The sequence below is a fragment of the Labrys monachus genome (assembly GCF_030814655.1).
Lineage (GTDB): Bacteria > Pseudomonadota > Alphaproteobacteria > Rhizobiales > Labraceae > Labrys > Labrys monacha.
Genome location: NZ_JAUSVK010000001.1, coordinates 924,891 through 948,524 on the forward strand (window position 1 = coordinate 924,891; position 23,634 = coordinate 948,524).

Genomic DNA, 23,634 nt, shown 5'->3' on the forward strand with positions numbered 1-23,634 from the left:
GATCAAGCGGTCCAGCGCTTCAACTGCTCGTCGGGAACGCGAAACACGCCCTTGATGCATTGAGAATTGACGACGGCGATCTGCACATGGGTCTTTTCGTAAAAGCCCGATGATGCGTAGAGCTGCTCACCTTCGATAAAAATGCCTCTTACGCTGTCTACGGCAGGAAGGCTGTTTTCGTTCAGCAGGGAATGGACCCGCCGAATGACGGCGCAGTCCAGGGAACGGCGCATCAGATCGGTGCTGTTCCGCGGAAGCGCCGTGCCGGTCATTCGCGATATGTCGACCAGGGTGGTATGGGCATCCCGGACCATTTGGATGGCGCCGAGGGTCGTCATATCAAGGCATAGTCCCAAGTCGAGGATGGCGCCTATGACTGTGGGGATCTTCACGGACGACCGTTTGCGTTTCGACAGTTCGATTGCAAAATCGAGACCGCGCTGCGGATTGGCCTCCCAGAAATAGATGCCGGGCCCTAACCAATCATAGTCGTTGTTACTGGGTCGAAAAGGCTTTCCGGCCAGAAGGTCTTCGGCAACGGCTTTATCGCACCCATGATAGCCGAGAATAAAACTCGTTGAGAGGCGATGCATTCCAGGCTATTCAGCAGAATAATTCTTGCTCAGTTTGCCCTTGGCATCAAGGATACCTTCGCGCTGCATCAATTCGAGGGCAGCCTCTTTTGTCGAGTACTTGGCAGTAAATTCCTTCGCCATGAGTCGAAAACGCTCGACATAGGCCGGCGTTCCAAATTCAGGCATATGATCAGCGCTCGTTTGGCGAGATGTTCTCTTCATGCCGCATAAGATGCTTGTTTGGGTTGCGGAGTGCAAGGTCGCATCCCAATCTCGCCTCAATAATCCACCCCGGTCAGATAGAGCCCGTGCGGCGGGGCGAGGGCGGCGCAGCGCGTGCGGTCGCGCGCCTCGAGCACGGCGACGAGATCGGCCCTGCTCCAGTCGCCCGCGCCGACCCGCCGGAGCGAGCCGACCATCGAGCGCACCTGGTTGTGCAGGAAGGAACGGGCGGCGGCGACGACGTGGATCTCCTCGCCGACCCGCATCACGTCGAGCCGGTCGAGTGTCTTCATGGCGCTCCGGGCCTGGCAGTCGGCCGAACGGAAGGTGGTGAAATCATGATGGCCGAGCAGGCCCTGGGCCGCCTCGTGCATCGCCTCGGCGTCGAGCCGCCTGCGGATATGCCAGGCACGGCGGCGCTCCAGCGCCAAAGGCGGGCGGCGGTCGATCACGCGGTAGAGATAGCGCCGCCCCCTGGCGGAGAAGCGGGCGTCGAAATCGTCCGGCATCTTCTCGGCTGCGAGGATGGTGACATAATCGTCCGACAAGGTGAGATGGGCGTTGAGCGCGTCGCGGACCCGGTCGCCGGTCCAGTCCTTGCGCAGCATGACGGACGCGACCTGTCCGGTGGCGTGCACGCCGGCATCGGTCCGCCCGGCGCCCTGGATGCGCAGGGTCTCGCCGGAAAAGGCCAGGATCGCTTCCTCGATCGCCTGCTGCACGGAACGGCCATTGGCCTGGGCCTGCCAGCCGACATAGGGCGTGCCGTCATATTCGATCAGGAGCTTGTAGCGCGGCATGCGGCGAACTTGGCTGCGTGGGGTGGTGCCCTCTACGCCAAGAAGGGGCGAGAGTCACGCGGGGCGCCGGCTGTGCGATCCTCGTACCGGCGCGGTGGCGGAGCGCCGGCCGGTCAGGGAACCGGCCCGTCGAGGACCGCGCCCTTGGCCAGCGCGGCGCCTTTCAGAAAATCGGCGGCGTTCATCGGCGTCCTGCCGGCACGCTGGAGCTGCAGCAGCTGGACGGCGCCGTCGCCGCAGGCGATCGTCAGGGCGTCGTCGAGCACGGTGCCGGCTGGGCCATGCCCCTGCGCCCGATGCGAGCGCAGCACCTTCACGCGCTGCGGGCCCTGGCCCCAGTCGGCCTCGAACCAGGCGCCGGGGAAGGGCGACAGGCCGCAGATCTGCCGATGCACCACGTCGGCCGGACGCGTCCAGTCGATGCGGGCCTCGGATTTCTCGATCTTCCTGGCGTAGGTCACGCCTTCCTCGGACTGGGGCGTGAAGGTGAGGGTGCCACGCGACAGCGCCCCGAGCGCCCGGGCCATCAGGTCGGCCCCCAGGATCGACAGGCGGTCGTGCAACTCGCCCGCCGTCATGTCGGGCTCGATCGGCACGGCGTCGGCGAGCGCCACCGGGCCGGTGTCCAGCCCCTCTTCCATGCGCATCACCATCACGCCGGTCCGGCTGTCGCCGGCCATGACGGCGCGCTGGATCGGGGCGGCACCGCGCCAGCGCGGCAGCAGCGAGGCATGGAGGTTGAGGCACCCCTCCGCCGGCGCGTCGAGCGCCGCCTTCGGCAGGATCAGGCCGTAGGCGACGACGACCGCGACATCGGCGGCGAGGCCGCGGAAGGTCGAGAGCGTCTCTTCGTCCCGAAACGTCCGCGGCGTGAACACCGGGATGCCGAACCCCTCGGCGAGCCTGTGCACGGGGGAGGGCATCAGGGCCATGCCGCGGCCGGCGGTGGCCGGCGCCCTCGTATAGGCGGCGACCACGTCGTGGCCCTGGTTGATGATCTCGGTCAGCACGGGCCGGGCGAAGTCGGGCGTGCCCATGAAGACGATGCGCATGAAGCTCAGTCCGCTGCCGGGTGCGGCGCCTGCCGCTCGCGCTTCTCGCGCTTGGGGAAATCCGGCGTCGTGCCCTGCTTGGCGGCCTTGGTGAACTTGCGGATCACCATGTCGCGCTTGAGCTTGGAAATGTGGTCGAGGAAGAGCACGCCGTTGAGATGGTCGATCTCATGCTGGAGGCAGGTCGCCAGCAGCCCCTCGGCCTTGATCTCGTGCTCCTTGCCGTCGCGGCCGACATAGGCGACGCGGACCTGGGCCGGGCGCTCGACCTCGGCGTAATAATCGGGGATCGACAGGCAGCCTTCCTCGTAGACGTTGCGCTCGTCGGAGGACCACAGCACCTGCGGATTGATGAAGATCTGCGGGGCGCGTGCCTCGTCCTCCTTGGCGAGGTCGATGACGAGGAGGCGGCGCGGCACTGCGACCTGGATGGCGGCGAGGCCGATGCCCGGCGCGTCGTACATCGTTTCCAGCATGTCGTCGGCGAGCGAAAGCAATTCCGCGTCGACGCGCTCCACCGGATCGGAGACGAGACGCAGCTTGGGATCGGGAATAAAGATGATCGGTTTGATGGCCATGTCAGGCAGATAGGGTGAGGCGGGCGGGGCGTCAATGCGAAAGCGGGCGGGAGAGCGGACATCCTGCCCGCTCTCGAAGGACAAGGCTGCAGAACCGGGCCTCGCGGACCGGATTCCATCGCCGATTCACCGCTTGCCTCCTCTGCAGGGCTTCATGACGAAGAGCGGACAGGAGGGGTCGCGCTCCCTTTCTCAATCCGTCACCGTCATCACCTGCCCGCGCCGCTCCGGGCTGAAGCGGATGACCGCGATGAGCGCCACCGCCACGATGCCGATCACCACGGCCTGGACGTAGCCGTAATTATAGCCCGGCTGCTCGGCCAGCCAGGACTGGAAGCGGCCGTTATAGGAGGCCAGGAAGTTGCCGGCCTGGTAGACGAAGCCCGGCAGCGTCGCCCGAACCGCCCCCGGCACCAATTCGTTGAGATGCGCCGGCACCACGCCCCAGGCGCCCTGTACGCTGATCTGCATGACGAAGGCGCCGATCGCCAGCATCACCGGCGTCGAGCCGAAGGACCACAGGGGAATGGCCGGCAGCGCGATGAGCGAGGCGATGGTGATGGCGTTGACCCGGCCGATGCGTTCGGAGAGGAAGCCGAAGAACAGGCCCCCGACGATGGCGCCGATATTGGCGACGATGCTGATCCAGCTTACCGTGGCGTGATCGAAGCCGTGCTGCTTCTGCAGGAAGGTCGGATAGAGGTCCTGGCTGCCGTGGCTGAACAGGTTGAACAGCATCATCAGCACCACGGCATAGAGGGTGATGCCCCAATTGGCGCCGATCGTCTTCACGATGCCCGGCTTGGGATGCTTGCGGCCTTCGGTGAAGGCGGGCGATTCCGGTACATGCGAGCGGATGAACAGCACCATGAGGGCGGGAATGATGCTGAGCAGGAACATGAAGCGCCAGTCGACCGTGTAGCCGGCGATCTGCTTGCCGTAGATCAGCCCATAGACGACCGCGGCCAGGAGATAGCCGGCGGGATAGCCGCATTGCAGGATGCCGGAGACGACGCCGCGGGCGCGCGGGGGGATCGACTCCATGGCCAGGGCGCTGCCGAGGCCCCATTCGCCGCCCATGGCGATGCCGAACACGGCGCGCAGGATGAGGAAGGTCGTGAGGTTGGGCGAGAAGGCGGCGAGCGCGCCGATCACCGAATAGCTGACGATGTTCAGCATCAGGATCGGCTTGCGGCCGAAATGGTCGGCGAGGCGCCCGAAGAAGAAGGCTCCCACCCAGCGCATCGCCAGCGTGAGGAACAGGGCGTAGGCGACGTCGGGCACCCCGACCTGGAATTCCTTGGCGATGTCGATGAGGAGAAATGTCAGCAGGAAGAAATCGAAGGCATCCAGGGTCCAGCCGAGAAAGGCGGCGATGACGGTCTTCTTCTGTTCCGTGGTCAAATTCAACGGCGTTTCTCCCCCGGTCCGCGATCCCTTGGCGATGGCGGCGCATGCCTGTGGGCCGGCTCCGAAACGAGCTCGTCGCGACGAGGCGAGTCGGGCGAACCGGCCCCGCCATCAAATATCCGAAAGGCTTGAAGCGCCAGCAAATAATGCGCGCCCGCGGCAGGGCCGGAACGGCGTCCGGCACCCCGATCGAAGACCTCAGACCTCTCCGGTCTTGTGCTCGAACAGGCAGATGTCGCGGATGAGGCAGGTGGGGCAGGCCGGCCTCAGCGCCTTGCAGACATAGCGTCCGTGCAGGATCAGCCAATGATGGGCGTGGCGGGCATAGGCGGCCGGCACCGCCTTCTCCAGCGCGAGCTCCACCTGGAGCGGGTTCTTGCCCGGCGCGAGCCCCGTCCGGTTGGCGACGCGGAAGAGATGGGTGTCGACGGCGATCGTCGGCAGGCCGAAGGCGATGTTGAGCACGACATTGGCCGTCTTGCGGCCGACGCCGGGCAGGGCTTCGAGTTCTTCGCGCGTCTGCGGCACCTCGCCGCCATGATGGTCGATCAGGTCCTGCGACAAAGCGATGACGTTCTTCGCCTTGGCGCGGTAGAGCCCGATCGTCTTGATGAAGTCGCGCAGGCGCTCCTCGCCGAGGGCGACCATCGCGGCGGGCGTGTCGGCGACCCGGAACAAGGGGCGCGTCGCCTTGTTGACCCCCGAATCGGTGGCCTGCGCCGAGAGGACGACGGCGACCAGCAGCGTATAGACGTTGACGTAGTCGAGTTCCCCCTTCGGCTCGGGCAGGGCTTCGGCAAACCGCCTGAACATCTCCTCGATCGAGGCGGGGGGAAGGGCGGGGCGCAGGGCGCCGGCGGACGCCGCGGCGGCGTTGGCCTTGGCCTTGCCGCGCGGCTTTGTCGCTCCGGCAGGGGCGGGAACGGCGGGTTTTGGAGTCTGGCGGCTGGGCATGAAACGGTTATAGTGAGGGACCATGACCAGCGGCAACCCGAAAGCTCCGATGGACGAGCCCGTCTTCGATGCGATCCTCTCGCCGCATCGCTCTCTCGGGCCGCTCGGCTTCCGCAATCTCCTCATCGCCGTCGGCACCGCCTCGACGCTTCTGAGCATCCCCTTCTACATCATGGGCGCCTGGCCGGTGATCGGCTTCTTCGGCGTCGATGTCGGCCTGCTCTATGTCATGTTCAAGATCAACTACCGCGGCGCCAGGCTGCGCGAGCATGTGCTGATGACCCATGCGCTGCTGCGGCTCTCCCGCATGGACCGCGAGGGGCGGACGCGCGAATGGAGCTTCAATCCGCGCTGGGTCCGCCTTCAGCGGGACGAGCACGAGGAGTTCGGCGTGATGCGCCTCGCTTTGGTGCAGCGCGGCCGCGAGGTCGAGGTCGCCCGCTTCCTCGGCCCCCGCGAAAAGGGCGAATTCGCCAGGGCCTTCACGCAGGCGCTGTCGATCGTGCGCCGGGGGTAAGGGCGGGCGGCGCCCGTGAGGCGCCAGCCGGGAACCTACTCCGCGGTGTGCCGGTCTCCCGACCGGCACTTTTCCACCCTCGCCGGCTTCCGGAGTGGTCACGTCCCGGCGAGGGGAAGGGCGGACAGGATGTCCGCGCTCCCGGGGAGGGCGGTCCGGTTCAGCCCTTCAGTTCCTTCACACTCGCGATCGTCGTGTCGGGGTTCAGCGTGTAGACGATCGGCACGCCGGTATCGAGTTCGCGCTTGACGATCTCCGCGCCGCTGAGGCCTTCCAGCGCCATGATGAGCGCCCGGAGCGAATTGCCGTGCGCGGCGACCAGCACGGCCTTGCCCGCCATCACCTGGGGCTGGATGCGATGGATGTAATAGGGCAGCACCCGCGCGGCGGTATCCTTGAGGCTCTCGCCGCCGGGCGGCGGCACGTCGTAGGAGCGGCGCCAGATATGGACCTGCTCCTCGCCGAATTTGGCGCGCGCCTCGTCCTTGTTGAGCCCCGACAGGTCGCCATAGTCGCGTTCGTTCAGCGCCTGGTCGCGGATGGTCTCAAGCCCGCTCTGGCCGAGATCCTCCAGGATGATCGCTGTCGTGTGCTGGGCGCGCGACAGGGCCGAGGTGAAGGCGATGTCGAAGGTGATGCCGAGAGCCTTGAGCCGGCGGGCGGCCTCGTGGGCTTCGGCGATGCCCTTCTCCGTGAGGCCTGGGTCCCGCCAGCCGGTGAAGAGGTTCTTCAGGTTCCAGTCGCTTTGGCCGTGGCGGCAGAGAACGAGCGTGGCAGTCATCGAGGCAATCCCGTTGCAGATCCGATGCTGCGGTTCTAGCCGCGTTCTCCGGCAAATGCACTTGCCGTTTGCAAAACAGCCCGTGCGATCGGTCGCAGGCCGTATTATGGTTGCGCCCCATTGCATGATTGAAACCGAGGCAGGCGATGACCGTTCTCGAAACCGACGATCCCGTGCCGGGAGACGCCTATTCCTGCGACGCCATCGAGATGCAGATCGTGGCGCGGTCGCGCGACCTCGGCGGTTTCTCCGTGCGCCGCGCCTTGCCGAGCTCGCGCCGGCGGCTCGTCGGCCCCTTCGTCTTCCTGGACCATTTCGGCCCGTCCATCTTCCGCCCGGGCGAAGCCTTCGACGTCCGCCCCCATCCCCATATCGGCCTGTCGACGGTGAGCTATCTGTTCGACGGCGCGATCGTGCACCGCGACAGCCTCGGCTATGCCGAGACGACCAAGCCGGGCGAGATCAGCCTGATGACGGCCGGCAAGGGCATCGTGCATTCCGAGCGCACGGGGCTGGAGGATCGCCAGCGCGGCTTTTCGATGCTCGGCCTGCAGGCCTGGGTGGCGCTGCCGAAGAGCCATGAGGAGGGCCTGCCCTCCTTCGAGCATTACGAACAGACGAAGATCCCCGAGCACAGCGCCGAGGGCAAGACCGTGCGCGTTCTCATGGGCTCGGCCTATGGCCTCGTTTCGCCCGTCCGGCAGGACTGGAGCACGCTCTATGTCGACGTGGCGCTGGAGCCGGGCGCGAGGCTTCCGGTCGACGCCGAGACGGAGGAGCGCGCCATCTATGTCGTTTCGGGCGAGATCGACCTGGCCGGCGACCGCTTCGGCGTCGGCTCGCTGCTGGTCCTGCGGCCCGGCGACGCGCTGATGGTCACGGCGGTGACGGCCGCCCGCCTGGTGCTGGTCGGCGGCGCCACCATGGACGGACCGCGCCACATCTGGTGGAATTTCGTGTCCTCCTCCAAGGAGCGCATCGAGCAGGCCAAGGCGGACTGGAAGACGGGCCGGTTCGAGACCGTGCCGGGCGATCCCGAATTCATCCCGCTGCCGGACTTCTGAGGGATGATGAGGGCGGTTGCGGGGAACCGGCGAGATTTCCACAGTCGTGGCGAGAGAAGGGATTGGGGGCAGGCCCACTTTGCTCGACACGGGCCTGCTGTCTCGACCCCCACGCTTCTATTCCCTCCCCGCAACGGGGAGGGATGCGGCCATGTTGCGCTTCAATTCCCTGAACTAGCGCGCATGGGCGAGACGCCTGCTCGTCCTCGCCGCCCGCACGACTTTCCGGACGGCATCGTGTTCCCAGGGGGAGGCGCTTCAATGCCGCCCGTCGCTCCCCGCCATGACTGACGGCAAGCCCGCCGGACCGCTGCGCTATGGCTGGACGACCGGGGCCTGTGCCGCCGCGGCGGCTAAGGCCGCCTATGCGGCGCTGCTGACCGGCGAATTTCCCGACCCCGTCCGCATCACCCTGCCGCGCGGCGAGATGCCGGCCTTCGCCCTCGCCGCGCATGAGCTGCGTCCCGGCGAGGCGAGCGCCGCCATCGTCAAGGATGCGGGCGACGATCCGGACGTCACCCATGGCGCGCTGGTGCGCGCCACCGTCAGGCCGGGCGCGCCCGGTTCGGGCGTGACCTTCCGGGCCGGCGAGGGCGTCGGCACCGTGACCAAGGCGGGCCTGCCGCTGCCCGTGGGGGAACCCGCCATCAATCCCGGGCCGCGCGGCATGATCGCGGCCGCCCTCGCCGAGGTGGCGCAGGCGACGGGCGCCGGCGGCGACGTCGAGGTCACCGTCTCCATTCCGAACGGCGAGGCGATCGCGCGCAAGACCCTGAACGGCCGGCTCGGCATCGTCGGCGGCCTGTCGATCCTCGGCACCACCGGCATCGTCGTGCCCTTCTCCTGCTCGGCCTGGATCCACTCCATCCATCGCGGCATCGACGTCGCGCGGGCCGCCGGCCTCGACCACATCGCGGGCGCGACCGGCGCGGCTTCGGAGGCGGCCGTCGCCAGGCTCTTCGGGCTCGAGGAGGCGGCGCTGATCGACATGGGCGATTTCGTCGGCGGCATGCTCAAATATATCCGCGTCCATCCCGTGGCGCGGGTCACCGTGGCCGGCGGCTTCGCCAAGATCACCAAGCTTGCCCAGGGCCTGCTCGACCTGCATTCGCGCGCCGGGGCGGTGGATTTCCGCTGGCTGGCCGAGCGGGTGCACGAACTCGGCGGCGACGGCGGGACGGTCCATGCCGTCTCGCAGGCCAATACCGCCATCGAGGCGCTGGAGATCGCAGCGCGTGCCGGCCTCGCCTTGCCGCAGCTCGTCGCCCGCCGGGCCCATGACACGGCCGCCGCGGTGCTGCGGGACAGCGGCGTCGCCCTGGATATCGCCGTGTTCGACCGCGACGGCAGGCTGCTCGCCTCGGCGGGCGGCGCGCCGGCCGCCTTTTCGTCTCAATTGCCCATATAGGTGATGATGCAGTTGAGATATTTCACATAGGAGCCGGTGCCGGTCGTGCGGCTGACGACGCCGGCCGTGCTGCATTTGTCCTGGATGCGGTCGGAGGGCGGCGACTGCCAGATGGCGTGCAACTGGCGGTAGGCGAGGACTTCCTGCGCCTCGCAATTGGCCGCCATCACCGGGTGACCGCGCGACAGGTCCCGGCAGAAGCGCTTATAGGCGAGGACGGGGATCGTCGCGGCATGCGCCTTCATCTCGGTGACACCACAGGCCGCGGCTGCGACCAGCATAACGGCGAGACCATGGGCCGCGCATTTCATGGACGGATCCTCCTGTGACAGTAGCGCGATAGCCCGCCTCCGGTTAAGAAACCGTCGCCGGAGGGTGGATGGAGCTTGTGACCGCGGCACTCGCGCTTCGCCGTCCCTCGGCGATGCCTGCGCAATAGGCTTGCCTCGCAGCTAGGCAAACCGATACGCTGTACCACCTCGTTTGCCGGGATACCGCCTTGTCGATTGTCGCCGCTCTCTATCATCGCACGACCTATGATTATGACCGGCCGGTCACGCTGAGCCCGCAGGTCGTCAGGCTTCGCCCGGCGCCGCACGCCCGCACCGGCATCGTCAGCTATGCGCTGAAGGTCGAGCCGGCCAACCATTTCCTCAACTGGCAGCAGGATCCGCACGGCAACTGGCTGGCGCGGCTGGTGTTTCCCGAGCCCGCCACCCGATTCCAGGTCGAGGTCGATCTCGTTGCCGATCTCGCCGTGATCAACCCCTTCGATTTCTTCGTCGAGGACTACGCCAACACGCTGCCCTTCGCCTATCCGGCCTCGCTCGAGCACGAGCTGGCACCCTATCTCGAGGTCGAGCCGGCCGGCGAGAAGCTCTCCGCCTTCATGGCCTCGATCGAAATCGACGGCCAGCCGACCGTCGATTTCCTTGTCGGCCTGAACCAGCGCGTGCAGCAGGAGGTCGGCTATACCGTGCGCCTGGAGCCGGGCGTGTACACGCCGGATGAGACGCTGACGCTTCGCTCCGGCTCCTGCCGCGATTCATCCTGGCTGCTGGTGCAGATCCTGCGCCGGCTCGGCCTCGCGGCCCGCTTCGTCTCGGGCTACCTGATCCAGCTCACCCACGATCTCAAGGCGCTCGACGGGCCGCGCGGCACCGAGCACGACTTCACCGACCTCCACGCCTGGGCCGAGGTCTACCTGCCGGGGGCAGGCTGGGTCGGCTTCGATCCGACCTCGGGCCTGATGACGGGCGAGGGCCATCTGCCGCTCGCGGCGACGCCGCATTACGCGTCGGCGGCGCCCATCACCGGCGCGGTGAGTGCCGTCGGCACCGTGGAATCGACGTTCTCCTTCGACATGAAGATCCGGCGCATCGCCGAATCGCCGCGGGTGACGCTGCCCTTCTCGGACGAATCCTGGCGGGATCTCGATGCTCTCGGCGCCCGGGTCGACGAGGACCTCGCTCGGCAGGACGTGCGGCTCACGCTCGGCGGCGAGCCGACCTTCGTGTCGATCGACGACTACCAGAGCGAGGAATGGAACATCGGCGCGGTCGGCCCCACCAAGCGCGGCCGGGCCGACGAGCTGATCCGCCGCCTGCGCAATTCCTTCGCGCCGGGCGGCTTCCTGCATTACGGCCAGGGCAAGTGGTATCCGGGCGAGTCGCTGCCGCGCTGGGCGTTCGCCCTCTATTGGCGCAAGGACGGCAAGCCGATCTGGCGCAATGCCGACACGATCGCCCGGGAGCCGCGGCCGATCAAGAAGAACGGCCGGCGGTCCTTCGATCCCAAGCCGATGGCGATCCTGGCGGAAGGCGTGGCGGAGCGGCTCGGCATCGAGCCGGACTATGCCGTGCCCGCCTATGAGGATGCGGCGCACTGGATCCTCCAGGAAGCCCAGCTCCCCGACAATGTCGATCCCATGGATTCGAAATTGCGCGATCCGGAGGACCGCGCCCGCATCGCCCGCGTGTTCGACCGCGGGCTGGACCAGCCGGCGAGCTATGTCCTGCCGGTGCAGCGCTGGAACGCGGAGAGCCGCGGCGGCTGGGTCAGCGAGCGCTGGCGCCTGCGCCGGGGCCGGCTCTATCTGGTGCCGGGCGATTCGCCCGCCGGTCTCAGGCTGCCGCTGGCGGCGCTTCCCTACGTGCCGCCGCCGGCCTATCCCCATATCCACGAGGTCGACCCGATGCTGCCGCGCGGCGACCTGCCGGGCCCGGGCGAGTCCGCGCAGCTCTTCCGCCGCGTCGAGGGCACCACCGAGAACCAGGCCCAGCCGGTCCGGCCGGAACAGGAACTCGGCACCGGGGTGGTGCGCACCGCGATGACCTTCGAGATACGGGACGGCATCCTGTGCGTCTTCATGCCGCCCGTCAGCGCCATCGAGGATTATCTCGACCTCCTCATGGCAGTGGAGGAGACCGCGGTCGCCAACAAGCTCGCCGTGCATGTCGAAGGCTATCCGCCGCCGTTCGATCCGCGCATCCAGGTGATCAAGGTCACGCCGGATCCGGGCGTCATCGAGGTCAACGTCCAGCCCGGCGCCTCGTGGCAGGAGACCGTCGCCATCACCTCGATCGTCTATGAGCAGGCGCGGCTCAGCCGGCTCGGCGCCGACAAGTTCATGATCGACGGGCGCCATGTCGGCACCGGCGGCGGCAACCACGTCGTGCTCGGCGGCGTCACGCCGGCCGACAGCCCGTTCCTGCGCCGTCCGGACCTGCTCAAGAGCATCGTGCTCTACTGGCAGCGGCATCCCTCGCTGTCCTATCTGTTCTCCGGCCTGTTCATCGGGCCGACCAGCCAGGCGCCGCGCATCGACGAGGCACGGCACGACAGCCTCTACGAACTCGAAATCGCCATGGAGATGGTCCGCGGCCCGCAGGGCGGCAATCCGCCGCCCTGGCTGGTCGACCGCCTGTTCCGCAACCTCCTCGTCGACGTCTCCGGCAATACCCACCGGGCGGAGATCTGCATCGACAAGCTCTATTCGCCCGACAGCGCGACGGGGCGGCTCGGCCTCATCGAATTCCGCTCTTTCGAAATGCCGCCCGACTATCGCATGAGCCTGGCGCAGCAATTGCTGCTGCGTGCGCTCGTCGCCTGGTTCTGGCGCGAACCCCAGGTCGGGGAATTCGCCCGCTGGGGCACCGCGCTGCACGACCGGTTCATGCTGCCGCATTTCGTCTGGGCCGATTTCCTCGACGTGCTCGACGATCTCGGCCGCGCCGGCTATGTCTTCGATCCCGTCTGGTACGAGGCCCAGCGCGAGTTTCGCTTCCCGTTCTACGGCAAGGTTCGCTATGAGGGCGTCGAGCTCGAACTGCGCCAGGCGCTCGAGCCCTGGCATGTCCTGGGTGAGGAGGGTGCCGCGGGGGGCACGGTGCGCTATGTCGACAGTTCCGTGGAGAAGCTGCAGGTCAAGGTCGACGGCTTCACGCCCGGCCGGCACGTCATCGCATGCAATGGCCGGCGCATGCCGATGACAGCTACCGGCAGGAGCGGCGAGGCGGTCGCCGGCGTGCGCTTCAAGGCCTGGCAGCCGGCTTCCGGCCTGCACCCGACCATCCCGGTGCACGCGCCCCTGACCTTCGACGTCATCGACAGCTGGTCGAACCGTTCGCTGGGCGGCTGCGTCTATCATGTCGCCCATCCGGGCGGGCGCAGTTACGACACGTTCCCCGTCAACGCCTATGAGGCGGAAGCGCGCCGTCTCGCCCGCTTCCAGCCTATGGGCCATACGCCGGGCTGGCCTCCGGTGCCGCCGGCGGAAGGCACGACGGAGTTCCCGCTCACCCTCGACCTGCGCAGGACGGCGCGATGAGGCGGGCTTGCCCCCGAGGCGCGGACATGGCGTCCGCTGCCGACATGCCGCCACCCCCGCGCTTCGCCGGGTGGACGGGATGGCCGCGCTCGGGAACCGCCTGATGCTCGCACCGTCGCGCAAGCCGGATCTGGGGTCCCTGCTCGCCGGCTATCGGCCCCTGCCGGGCTCGGCCGACGAATTGATGACGGCAGCCGGCGAGATCCGCCCGCACTGGCATCCCGTCCTCGCGGAGATCGCGGGCGCCAAGCCGGAGGACGTCTCGCAGCGTTTCGCGGTCGCGGACCGGCAGATCAAGAATTCCGGGGTCTATTACCGCGTCTACGACACGCCCGACGGCCGGGACAGGCCGTGGCCGCTGTCGCATGTGCCGCTGGTGATCCCGGGGGCCGAATGGCGCTCGATCGAGGCCGGCATCATCCAGCGCGCGCAATTGCTGGAACATGTCCTCGCCGACCTGTACGGACCGGCGACGCTGGTGCGGGAGGGCGCGCTGCCGGCGGCGGTGGTCGCCGGCAATCCCGACTTCCTGCGCCCGCTGGTGGGATCCGTGCCGCTGGGCGCGGAGCATCTCGTCGTCTACGCCGCCGACCTCGGCCGCGGCCCGGACGGACGCTGGCGGGTGCTCGGCGACCGTGCCCAGGCCCCCTCCGGCATGGGCTATGCGCTGGAGAACCGCCTCGCCATTTCGGCGGCCCTGCCTTCCCTCTATCGCGACATGCATGTCGAGCGCCTGGCGGGCTTCTTCCAGGCCATGCGCTCCACCCTTGCCGCCAAGGCGGGGCGCGACGGCTCGCGCATCGGCCTGCTCACGCCCGGCCCGGCCAACGAAACCTATTTCGAGCACGCCTATCTCGCCCGCTATCTCGGCCTGCTCCTGGTCGAGGGCGCCGACCTCACCGTGCAGGACGGCATCGTCTATGTCCGCACGATCGAGGGGCTGAAGCGGATCGACGCCATCGTGCGGCGGCTGGATGCCGATTTCGCCGATCCGCTCGAGCTCAACCCGTCCTCCCGCATCGGCGTGGCGGGGCTGGTGCAGGCGCTGCGCCGGCGCACGATCGCCGTCGCCAACAGCCTCGGCGCCGGCCTCGTCGAGGCGCCGGCGATGCTGGCCTTCATGCCGGCGCTCGCGCGCCGTTTCCTCGGCACGGAGCTCGCGCTCCCCAACATCGCCACCTGGTGGTGCGGCGAAGAAGGGGTGCTTGCCGACATCGAGCGCGATCTCGGGCGGCTCGCCATCGTCCCGGCCTTCGGGCGCCGCATCGCCGGCCTGCCCCGGGAAGGGGCGAACGCGGTCGCCGATCTGGACGAGGACGGCCTGGCGCGGCTGCGGGAGATCGTCCGGAACGATCCGCTGGAAGTCGCCGCCCAGGAAATGGTCAGGCTTTCGACCATGCCGGTGTGGACCGGCGAGAAGCTGGAGCCGCGCCCCTTCACGCTGCGCGTCTATGCCGTGTCGACGCCGCAGGGTTGGGAAGTGATGCGCGGCGGATTCTGCCGCGTGGCGGAAAGCGCCGACCCGCGCGCCTTCTCGATGCAGCGTGGCGGCCGGTCGGCCGATGTGTGGGTGACCTCGGAGGGACCGGTCGATCACGTTTCGCTGCTGCCGCTGCCCGGCAAGGTGGCGATCCGCCGACGTCTCGGCCACCTGCCGAGCCGCGCCGCCGACAATCTCTTCTGGTTCGGGCGCTATTTGGAACGGGCCGAGGCGACGCTGCGCGTGGTGCGGGCCGTCAGCGAGATGGCGGCCGAGGCGGATGAGGACGTCGCACAGGCGACCGACCGCCTCACAGATCTCCTCGTCGCGTGGGGCGCCGCGGGAGCGCCGCCGCCGGCGAAGGCGAAGCCGGTCCATGCCGCCGAGGCGACGGAAGCCATCCTGCGCGACGTGCTGGACGGGCGCGAGGATGGCGGCATTCCGGCCCTGATTGGTGCGGCCCGGCGTACGGCATCCTCGATCCGCGAACGCCTGTCGCGCGACGCCACGCAGGCGATCGCCGATCTCGGCGCCATGGTCGAGAGCGACCGCGACCTGCCGGCCGCCGATCGCACGGATCGCTATCTGCGTGTCCTCGCCGCCCTGTCCGGCCTGTCCCACGAGAACATGAACCGCATGGCGGGATGGCGCTTCATGCGGATCGGCCAGCATCTGGAACGGGCGGTGCTGACCTGCCGTCTCGCTCGCCGCCTGGCCGCCGCCGACGCGTCGGCGGACATGCTCGACGCGCTGTTGCGCGTCACCGACAGCCGCATCACCTATCGCGCCCGCTATCTCATGGGCACGCTGCGCCTGCCGGTGCTCGACCTCGTGCTGCTCGACGACGGCAATCCGCGTTCCTCCGCCTTCCAGATCACCCGGCTGGCCGAGCACCAGAACGAGTTGCCGCGGGTGGTGGGCGAAGGCGAGGTCGACCCGCTGACACGCACCTCGCGCCTCCTCAGGGCCGAGATCGAGACGACGGCTGCGGCCGACATCGACGACCGCATGATCCTGTCCCTCGAAAACCGGCTCCTGGCGCTGTCCACTGACATCACCGCCCGCTACTTCAACCAGGACGAGGCCCGTGCCGAGATCACGGAAGGGCTGGGCTGAGGTCGGCGCCACCCTGGGCGGCAGGACGCCCGCGAGCCCGGAACGGCCGCGCCGTCATGGCTGAACAGGGGCCGCTTCCCGCCGCGCGGCTGGCGGCGGCTGTTCCGCGGGCCATTCCCGAGGCTTTCCGGCGGCGGCACGCATAGCGGCTGCCGCGCTCGGCCGGGCTCACGGCTTGTTGAGATTCCGTCATGGCCGCGCGAGCGGATCCGCCGCCCTTTCGCCGCCGTGGCGAACGAGTATCGCCCACGGGCGCCGGGCTGATGGAAGCTGAAACCATACAGACGGGACAGATGGAATGAGCGCAGACGACAGCAGGCCTTTGCGTCTGACACGGCGTCAGGTCCTCGAAGGCGGGGCCGCTCTCGCGGTCCTCGGATATGTGCAGCCCGGCTTCGCCGCCGAGGCGGCTCCGGCCGCACCGCCCGTGCTTCCGAGCGATCCGGGCGTCTCGACCCTGTCGGTCCGGATGACGATCAACGGCGTCGGGCGGAGCCTCGCCCTGGACACGCGCACCACGCTGCTCGACACGCTGCGCGAGCATCTCGGCTTCACGGGCACCAAGAAAGGCTGCGACCATGGCCAGTGCGGCGCCTGCACGGTGCTGGTGAACGGGCGCCGGATCAACGCGTGCCTGACGCTGGCCGTGCTGCACGAGGGCGACGCGGTCACCACGATCGAGGGCCTCGCCCATGGCGATCAACTGCATCCCCTGCAGTCCGCCTTCGTGCATCACGACGGTTTCCAATGCGGCTATTGCACGCCCGGCCAGATCTGCTCGGCGGTGGGCATGCTGGGCGAGCACCAAGCCGGCATGCCGAGCCTGGTGACGGAAGATCTCGAAAGCCGTCCCGAGCTGACCGACACCGAAATCCGCGAGCGGATGAGCGGCAACATCTGCCGCTGTTCCGCCTATCCCAACATCGTCGCCGCCATCAAGGACGCCGCGGGAGAGCCGCTATGAAGACCTTCACCTTCGAGAGACCCGAAAGCGCCGCGGCGGCGGCCAAGGCGGTGGCCGGCACGCCCGGTGCCAAATTCATCGCCGGCGGCACCAACCTTCTCGACCTCATGAAGCTCGAAGTCGAGCAGCCGATGCATCTGGTCGACGTCAACCGCCTGCCGTTCGCCGCCGTGGAGGAAACCGGCGACGGCGGCCTGCGGATCGGCGCGCTCGTCCGCAACAGCGATCTGGCGGCCGATCCGCGGGTCAGAAAGGGCTATGGCGTCCTCAGCCGGGCGCTGCTCGCCGGCGCGTCGGGCCAGTTGCGCAACAAGGCCACCACCGCGGGCAACCTGCTGCAGCGCACGCGATGCTATTATTTCTATGACACCACCAAACCCTGCAACAAGCGCGATCCCGGCTCGGGCTGTTCGGCCCTGGGAGGCTTCAACCGCATCCATGCGATCGTCGGCGGCAGCCAGGCCTGCATCGCCACCCACCCCTCCGACATGGCGGTCGCCATGCGGGCGCTCGACGCCAGGGTCGAGACAATGTTGCCGGACGGCAGGGCCGAGACGATTCCGCTCGCGGACCTGCATCGCCTGCCCGGGACGACGCCGCAGGTCGAGACTGTGCTCAAGCCCGGGCAGATGATCACGGCCGTCACCCTGCCGCCGCCGCCCAAAGGCGTGCAGATCTACCGCAAGGTGCGCGACCGCGCCTCCTATGCCTTCGCGCTCGTCTCCGTCGCGGCCGTCGTCGACGTCGAAGGCGGCAGGATCCGCTCCGCCCGCATGGCGTTCGGCGGGCTGGCTCCGAAACCCTGGCGCGTTGCCGCGGCCGAGGAAGTCCTGATCGGCGCCGCGCCCGGCAAGGCGGCTTTCGCCGAGGCCGGCGAAGAGGTCCTCTCCGGTGCCCGCGGCCATGGCGACAACGACTTCAAGATCCCGCTGGCCCGGCGGACGCTGGGCGCAGTGCTCTCCACCGCCACCCATACCGCGTGAAGGTGCGCCCATGATCGACATGAACCAGCCGGTGGGCCGGACCCCGCTCGACGAAGCGGGCGGACTGCTCGGGCGCCCCCTCGACCGCACGGACGGCCCGGTGAAAGTCACCGGCCGCGCGCCCTACGCCTATGAATACCGGGAGGGCGGCGCTCCCGCCTATGCCTTCCTGGTCGAGGCGGGTATCGCCAAGGGCCGCCTCGCGGCGCTCGATACCGCCGCAGCCGAAAGGGCATCCGGGGTGCTGCTCGTGCTCACCCGCCGGAACGCGCCGAAGCAGGGCGGAAAGGCCGACGGCGCCATTCCGCAACTGGTCGGCGAGACGATCCTCCACCACGGCCAACCCATTGCCCTGGTGGTGGCCGAGACCTTCGAGCAGGCCCGGGCGGCGGCACAACTGGTCAAGCCGACCTATGAGGCCGAACAAGGCAGCTATGACCTGGCCTCGGCGATGCCCAAGGCCGTCGTGCCGAAGGCCAGCAACGGCAATCAGCCCGACAGCCGCATCGGCGATACGGACGAGGCTTTCGCGGCGGCCCCCGTGAAGATCGACGTCACCTATCGGACCCCGCCCCAGAGCCACGCCATGATGGAGCCGCACGCGACCCTGGCGGTCTGGGACGGCGGCGGGCTCACCCTCTACACTGCCAACCAGATGCTGCCGCGGGGGATCGCCACCGTCGCCGCCACCCTGCAGATCCCGAAGGAGAAGGTCCGGCTGATCAGCCGTTACGTGGGCGGCGGATTCGGTTCCAAGCTCCAGGTGCAGCCCGATGCGATCCTGGCGGCGCTCGCGGCCAGGATGGTGAGGCGGCCGGTGAAACTGGCACTGACGCGCCAGCAGGTGTTCCACGTCACCACGCACCGCACCGACACCATCCAGCGCCTGCGGCTCGCGGCGGAACGCGACGGCCGGCTGACTGCCATCGAACATCTCTCCTGGTCGAACAACACGCCGGGGCAGAGCTTCTACGAGACGGCCGCCAATGCGACGCGCAGCATCTACGCAGCGCCGAACCGGCTGACGGAGCACCGCCTCGCGACGCTCGACCTGCCGATCTCCGCTTCCATGCGGGCGCCGGGCGAAGCGGTCGGCCTGCTGGCGCTGGAATGCGCCATGGACGAACTGGCGGTCGCCCTGACCATCGACCCGATCGAATTGCGCATCCGCAACGAACCGGCCGAGGATCCGGAACTGAAGATCCCCTTCTCGTCCCGAGCGCTGGTGCCCTGCATGAGGAAGGGCGCCGAATTGTTCGGCTGGGACAAGCGCCATCCGGAGCCCGGCCGGGTTCGCGATGGTGAATGGCTCGTCGGCATGGGCATGTCCGCTGCGATCCGCGGCAATCCCATGCTGGCGGCGAAGGCGAGCGTCTCGCTGGACGCCGGCGGCGTCGCGACGGTGAAGACCTCGATGACCGATATCGGCACGGGCTCCTACACGATCCTCGGCCAGATCGCCGCCGACATGCTCGGCCTCCCGATCGACGGGGTGAAGGTCGAACTGGGCGACAGCGCCTTGCCGGAAGCGCCGGGCTCGGGCGGCTCCTTCGGCGCCAATTCGGCCGGTTCCGCCGTGTTCGACGCCTGCTCCACCTTGCGTGACGCCATCCTGCGCCGGTCAGGGCTGCCGGTGGAGGGCGCCGAGTTCAAGGACGGCTTCGTCAGGGCCGGCGGCCGGTCCCTGCGCCTGGCCGATCTCGCGCGGCCGGCCGGAATCCAGGCCGACGGCGCGGCCGACCCGGGCAAATCGCGTAGGGAATACAGCCAGCATTCCTACGGTGCGCATTTCGCCGAAGTCGGCGTCGACAGCGTGACGGGCGAGATCCGGCTGCGCCGGATGCTCGGCGTCTTTGCCATCGGCCGGGTCCTCAATGCCAAGACGGCACGCTCGCAGGCCATCGGCGGCATGACGTTCGGCGTCGGAGCCGCACTGATGGAAGACGCCGTCATCGACAAGCGCCATGGCCATTTCGTCAACCACGACCTCGCCGAATATCACGTGGCGGTCCATGCCGATATTCCGGCCATCGACGCCGTCTTCCTGCCGGAACTCGACGCCCGATCGAGCCCGATGAAGAGCAAGGGCGTCGGCGAACTCGGCATCTGCGGTGCCGGCGCAGCGGTGGCGAACGCGGTCTACAATGCCACCGGCATCCGCATTCGCGACTATCCGCTGACGCTCGACAAGGTCCTCGACGCCTGGGCGGCCGATGACCGGCCGGACAGGCGAAGTTCCCTGTCGGTTCGTCAGGCGGGTTGACGGATCCCGCCGGGTCGACGCGACGCTGCCGGGCGCGAGGCGGAGCGCGCCCGTCGACGGATGGCTGTCAGCCGGCCTCTTCTGAGGTAGATCAAGGCGCCGACCCGTCGTCCGGCGGAAAATGAGAGATGGCCGGCGATGGATTCCGGCATATCTCATGGAGACCGTCATGACCGAGGCCCCCGCTTCCGCCCAGTCCCAGCCCGGCGACACCCTGCGCTACCCCACCCGCTACCAGGACGTGATGGTGCATCTGGACGGCGGCGAGGAGGATGAAAACCGTATCGCCCATGCCGAGGCGATCGCCGGCCTTTCGGGCGGTCATCTCACCGGCCTCTACACCAACATGCTTTCCGACATCACCCTCTATGCCGAAGAGGCCGGTGCGGCGGCGATCACGGCATATACCGAGACTTTGCTGGAGGAGGGACGCGCCGTGCAGCACAGGCTCGAAACCCGCTTCCAGCGTCTCGGGGTTTCGAACGAGGTCCGCAAGGTCGAGGAGGTATCCGGCGTGCTGCCGCGCCTGGTCGGCACCGAGGCGCGCTGGGCCGATCTCTTCGTCGCGTCATGCCCCTACCGGGCCGACGGCCACGACGACTGGGACAGGATGATCGAAGCGGTGATGTTCGAGGGCGGGCACGGCCTCTACCTCGTGCCGCGCGGGGTGAAGCCGCGAGCGCGCATCGAGACGGCGATGATCGGCTGGGTCGATACGCGCGAGGCGGCCCGCGCCGTCGCCGAGGCGCTGCCGCTGCTCAGGCTGGCGACGAAGACCGAGCTCGTCGGCGTGCAGGAGCCGGCCAAGGGACGGCTTGGCGGCGGGGAAGCGATGGCGGACATCGCCACCCATCTGGCGCGGCACGGCATCGAGACCACGGTCACCGTGGTGCCGCCCGGCGAGAACGTCGCCGCGGCGCTGCTCGACCGGGCGCATCATATCTCGGCGGACCTGATCGTGGCCGGCGCCTACGGCCATTCGCGCTTCCGGGAATGGATCCTCGGCGGCGCGACGCAGGATCTCATCCGCACCAGCGACCTGCCGCTTCTCATGGCCCATTGAGGCCGCGCCGCACGCTCGGGGCCGGCCGACGGCCCTGGGCGTGCCTCCCTCCTGGCAGGCTGCCGGCGACACCGGGCCATTCCCGGGCCTCAACGCATGAAAGGCCCGGCAGCGTCGCTGCCGGGCCTTGATCGTTCGCTGGAATTGATCGACCGCAGGCTTCAGGCGGTGCCCGGGGTCCTCGACGGCCAGACCCAGTTCTTGATCTCCGGCATGTCGTCGCCGTAGCGGCGGACATAGTCCTCATGCTCGATCAGCTTGTGCTGGAACGCCTGCTTGACATGGGCTGCGGCCGGCAGGAGGCCGGGCACTCGGTCGATCGCGGCGATAGCGAGGTGGAACCGGTCGAGGCCGTTGATCACGGCCATGTCGAAGGGCGTGGTCGTCGTGCCTTCCTCCATGAAGCCGTGGACGTGGAAATTGTCGTGGTTGGCGCGCCGGTAGGTCAGGCGGTGGATGAGATGCGGATAGCCGTGATAGGCGAAGATCACCGGCTTGTCGGTGGTGAAGAGCCCGTCGAACTCGCGGGCGTCGAGGCCGTGCGGGTGTTGGCGGGGATCCTGCAGCGCCATGAGGTCGACGACGTTGATGACGCGGATCTTCAGCGCCGGGCAATGGGTGCGAAGCAGGTCGACGGCCGCCAGCGTCTCGAGCGTCGGGACGTCGCCGGCGCAGGCCATGACGAGGTCGGGCTCGCTGCCCTCGTCGTTCGAGGCGAAGTCCCACAGGCCGATCCCGGCCCGGCAATGCTTGATCGCGCTGTCCATGTCCAGCCATTGCGGCGAGGGCTGCTTGCCCGCCACGATGACGTTGATGCGGTCATAGGTGCGCAGGCAGTGGTCGGCGACCCATAGAAGCGTATTGGCGTCGGGCGGCAGGTAGATGCGGACGATGTCGGCCTTCTTGTTGGCGACGACGTCGATGAAGCCCGGATCCTGATGGCTGAAGCCGTTGTGGTCCTGCCGCCAGACATGGGAGGTCAGCAGGTAGTTGAGGGAGGCGATCGGCTGGCGCCAGCCGATCTTGCGCGAGACCTTCAACCATTTGGCGTGCTGGTTGAACATCGAATCGACGATGTGGATGAAGGCCTCGTAGCAGGAGAAGAAGCCGTGCCGGCCGGTCAGCAGATAGCCCTCGAGCCAGCCCTGGCACAGATGCTCGCTCAGCACCTCCATGACGCGCCCGTCGGGCGAGAGGTGCACGTCCTCGGGGATGGTCGGTTCCATCCAGACGCGGTCGGTGACCTCGAAGACGGCGTCGAGGCGGTTCGAGGCGGTCTCGTCCGGCCCCATGATGCGGAAATTGCGGGCTTCGGCGTTGAGCCGCATGACGTCGCGCAGATAAGTGCCGAGCACGCGGGTGGCTTCGCCCTCATGGGCGCCGGGGGATGTCACCGCCACCGCGAAGTCGCGGAAATCCGGACAGTGCAGATAGCGCCGCACGCTGCCGCCATTGGCGTTGGGATTGGCCCCCATGCGGCGCGGGCCCTGCGGCGCGAGCGCCTGCAGGTCGGGCACGAGCCGGCCCTTGTCGTCGAACAGGTCTTCCGCGCGATAGCCCTTCATCCACGCTTCCAGCTGCGCCAGATGGGCGGGATTGGTGGCGATGCCGCTGAGCGGCACCTGGTGGGACCGCCAGAAGCCCTCGGTCTTGAGGCCGTCGACCTCCTTGGGCCCGGTCCAGCCCTTGGGACTGCGCAGGATGATCATCGGCCAGAGCGGGCGCTCGGCGCCGGCGCCGGAACGCGCCCTGTCCTGGATGGCGCGGATGCGGGCGAAGGTCTCGTCGAAGGTCCGGGCCATGGCCTCGTGCATCGGGCCGGGCTGGTCGCCCTCCACGAAGAAGACCTCGTGGCCATAGCCTTCGAACAGCTTGCGGATTTCCTCGTCGCCGAGACGACCGAGGATCGTCGGCCCGGCGATCTTGTAGCCGTTGAGATGGAGGATGGGCAGCACGGCCCCGTCATGGACGGGATTGAGGAATTTGTTCGAGTGCCAGGAGGCGGCGAGAGGACCGGTCTCGGCTTCGCCGTCGCCGACGACGCAGGCGACGATGAGGTCCGGATTGTCGAAGGCGGCGCCATAGGCATGGACGAGGGCGTAGCCGAGTTCGCCGCCCTCATGGATCGAGCCGGGCGTGTCGGGAGAGGCATGGCTCGGAATGCCGCCGGGGAAGGAGAACTGCCGGAACAGGCGGCGCAGGCCGTCTTCGTCCTGGGTGATCTCCGGATAGAACTCGCTGTAGCTGCCTTCCAGATAGGTGTTGGCGACCACGGCGGGGCCGCCATGTCCGGGACCGCAGACGAAGATGATGTTGAGATCGTCCCGGCGGATGATGCGGTTGAGATGCGCGTAGAGGAAATTGAGGCCGGGGGTGGTGCCCCAGTGGCCGAGGAGGCGCGGCTTGACGTCGCTGACTTTCAGGGATTCCCGCAGGAGCGGGTTGTCCAGGAGGTAGATCTGGCCGACGGAAAGGTAGTTGGCGGCCCGCCAGTAGCGGTCGATCTGGGCGAGTTCGTCCTGGCCCAGCGTCGGCGGGCCCTGCGTCGGATCGTTGGTCATGATCTCTTCTCCGG

Annotated in this window: 19 protein-coding genes; 9 read left to right on the plus strand and 10 right to left on the minus strand. The window is 68.2% G+C overall.

Going from position 1 to position 23,634, the window contains the following annotated elements:
• Positions 1–2: 2 nt before the first annotated feature.
• From J3R73_RS04090 to nth, 7 genes are all read right to left on the minus strand, one after another.
• Positions 3–593: a hypothetical protein gene (locus J3R73_RS04090; RefSeq protein WP_307422725.1), complete on the minus strand. Its 591-nt coding sequence runs from the start codon at positions 591–593 to the stop codon at positions 3–5.
• Between the two features lie 6 nt (positions 594–599).
• Positions 600–761, minus strand: coding sequence for a hypothetical protein (locus J3R73_RS04095; RefSeq protein ID WP_307422726.1), 162 nt, complete (start codon positions 759–761; stop codon positions 600–602).
• Positions 762–853: 92 nt separating this feature from the next.
• Positions 854–1,597, minus strand: a complete 744-nt coding sequence (gene truA, locus J3R73_RS04100) for a tRNA pseudouridine(38-40) synthase TruA (protein WP_307422728.1) — start codon at positions 1,595–1,597, stop codon at positions 854–856.
• 113 nt (positions 1,598–1,710) lie between these two features.
• Entirely contained in the window at positions 1,711–2,649 is a 939-nt protein-coding gene (fmt, locus tag J3R73_RS04105) for a methionyl-tRNA formyltransferase (RefSeq protein WP_307422730.1), read from the minus strand.
• A 5-nt stretch (positions 2,650–2,654) separates the two neighbouring features.
• Positions 2,655–3,227, minus strand: a complete 573-nt coding sequence (def, locus tag J3R73_RS04110; protein WP_307422732.1) for a peptide deformylase — start codon at positions 3,225–3,227, stop codon at positions 2,655–2,657.
• A gap of 192 nt (positions 3,228–3,419) precedes the next feature.
• Positions 3,420–4,637 carry an MFS transporter gene (locus J3R73_RS04115; protein ID WP_307422734.1) on the minus strand — a complete coding sequence of 406 codons (1,218 nt, stop codon included), beginning with the start codon at positions 4,635–4,637 and terminating at the stop codon, positions 3,420–3,422.
• A 198-nt stretch (positions 4,638–4,835) separates the two neighbouring features.
• The gene (nth, locus tag J3R73_RS04120) at positions 4,836–5,591 is read right to left on the minus strand and encodes an endonuclease III (RefSeq protein WP_307422738.1); all 756 of its coding nucleotides are present in this window, start codon (positions 5,589–5,591) and stop codon (positions 4,836–4,838) included.
• A 22-nt stretch (positions 5,592–5,613) separates the two neighbouring features.
• Here nth and J3R73_RS04125 point away from each other — a divergent pair, with 22 nt between their 5' ends.
• Positions 5,614–6,108 (plus strand): DUF2244 domain-containing protein, encoded by a 495-nt coding sequence (locus J3R73_RS04125; protein ID WP_307422740.1) that lies wholly within the window; start codon positions 5,614–5,616, stop codon positions 6,106–6,108.
• 160 nt (positions 6,109–6,268) lie between these two features.
• On the opposite strand, the gene J3R73_RS04130 is transcribed toward J3R73_RS04125, so the two are convergent.
• Positions 6,269–6,889, minus strand: coding sequence for a 2,3-bisphosphoglycerate-dependent phosphoglycerate mutase (locus J3R73_RS04130; protein WP_307422742.1), 621 nt, complete (start codon positions 6,887–6,889; stop codon positions 6,269–6,271).
• Between the two features lie 146 nt (positions 6,890–7,035).
• Between J3R73_RS04130 and J3R73_RS04135 the strand changes: the two genes are divergently transcribed.
• On the plus strand, positions 7,036–7,953 hold the full coding sequence (locus J3R73_RS04135; protein ID WP_307422745.1) for a pirin family protein: 918 nt from the start codon (positions 7,036–7,038) through the stop codon (positions 7,951–7,953).
• 283 nt (positions 7,954–8,236) lie between these two features.
• Positions 8,237–9,361, plus strand: a complete 1,125-nt coding sequence (locus tag J3R73_RS04140) for a cobalt-precorrin-5B (C(1))-methyltransferase (RefSeq protein ID WP_307422748.1) — start codon at positions 8,237–8,239, stop codon at positions 9,359–9,361.
• Here J3R73_RS04140 and J3R73_RS04145 read toward each other — a convergent pair.
• Complete coding sequence (locus tag J3R73_RS04145) at positions 9,346–9,672, minus strand: hypothetical protein (RefSeq protein WP_307422751.1); 327 nt, start codon at positions 9,670–9,672, stop codon at positions 9,346–9,348. The genes J3R73_RS04140 and J3R73_RS04145 overlap by 16 nt on opposite strands.
• A gap of 188 nt (positions 9,673–9,860) precedes the next feature.
• Between J3R73_RS04145 and J3R73_RS04150 the strand changes: the two genes are divergently transcribed.
• From J3R73_RS04150 to J3R73_RS04175, 6 genes are all read left to right on the plus strand, one after another.
• Entirely contained in the window at positions 9,861–13,190 is a 3,330-nt protein-coding gene (locus J3R73_RS04150; protein ID WP_307422754.1) for a transglutaminase family protein, read from the plus strand.
• A 103-nt stretch (positions 13,191–13,293) separates the two neighbouring features.
• Positions 13,294–15,786 carry a circularly permuted type 2 ATP-grasp protein gene (locus tag J3R73_RS04155; protein ID WP_307422757.1) on the plus strand — a complete coding sequence of 831 codons (2,493 nt, stop codon included), beginning with the start codon at positions 13,294–13,296 and terminating at the stop codon, positions 15,784–15,786.
• Between the two features lie 298 nt (positions 15,787–16,084).
• The gene (gene paoA, locus J3R73_RS04160) at positions 16,085–16,750 is read left to right on the plus strand and encodes an aldehyde dehydrogenase iron-sulfur subunit PaoA (RefSeq protein WP_307422760.1); all 666 of its coding nucleotides are present in this window, start codon (positions 16,085–16,087) and stop codon (positions 16,748–16,750) included.
• Positions 16,747–17,733, plus strand: a complete 987-nt coding sequence (locus J3R73_RS04165; protein ID WP_307422763.1) for an FAD binding domain-containing protein — start codon at positions 16,747–16,749, stop codon at positions 17,731–17,733. Before paoA ends, J3R73_RS04165 begins: the two co-directional genes overlap by 4 nt.
• 13 nt (positions 17,734–17,746) lie before the next feature.
• Positions 17,747–19,996, plus strand: a complete 2,250-nt coding sequence (locus tag J3R73_RS04170) for a xanthine dehydrogenase family protein molybdopterin-binding subunit (RefSeq protein ID WP_307437077.1) — start codon at positions 17,747–17,749, stop codon at positions 19,994–19,996.
• 169 nt (positions 19,997–20,165) lie between these two features.
• Positions 20,166–21,059 carry a universal stress protein gene (locus J3R73_RS04175; RefSeq protein ID WP_307422766.1) on the plus strand — a complete coding sequence of 298 codons (894 nt, stop codon included), beginning with the start codon at positions 20,166–20,168 and terminating at the stop codon, positions 21,057–21,059.
• A 161-nt stretch (positions 21,060–21,220) separates the two neighbouring features.
• Here J3R73_RS04175 and J3R73_RS04180 read toward each other — a convergent pair whose 3' ends face one another.
• Complete coding sequence (locus J3R73_RS04180; protein WP_307422770.1) at positions 21,221–23,620, minus strand: phosphoketolase family protein; 2,400 nt, start codon at positions 23,618–23,620, stop codon at positions 21,221–21,223.
• Between the last annotated feature and the right edge of the window lie 14 nt (positions 23,621–23,634).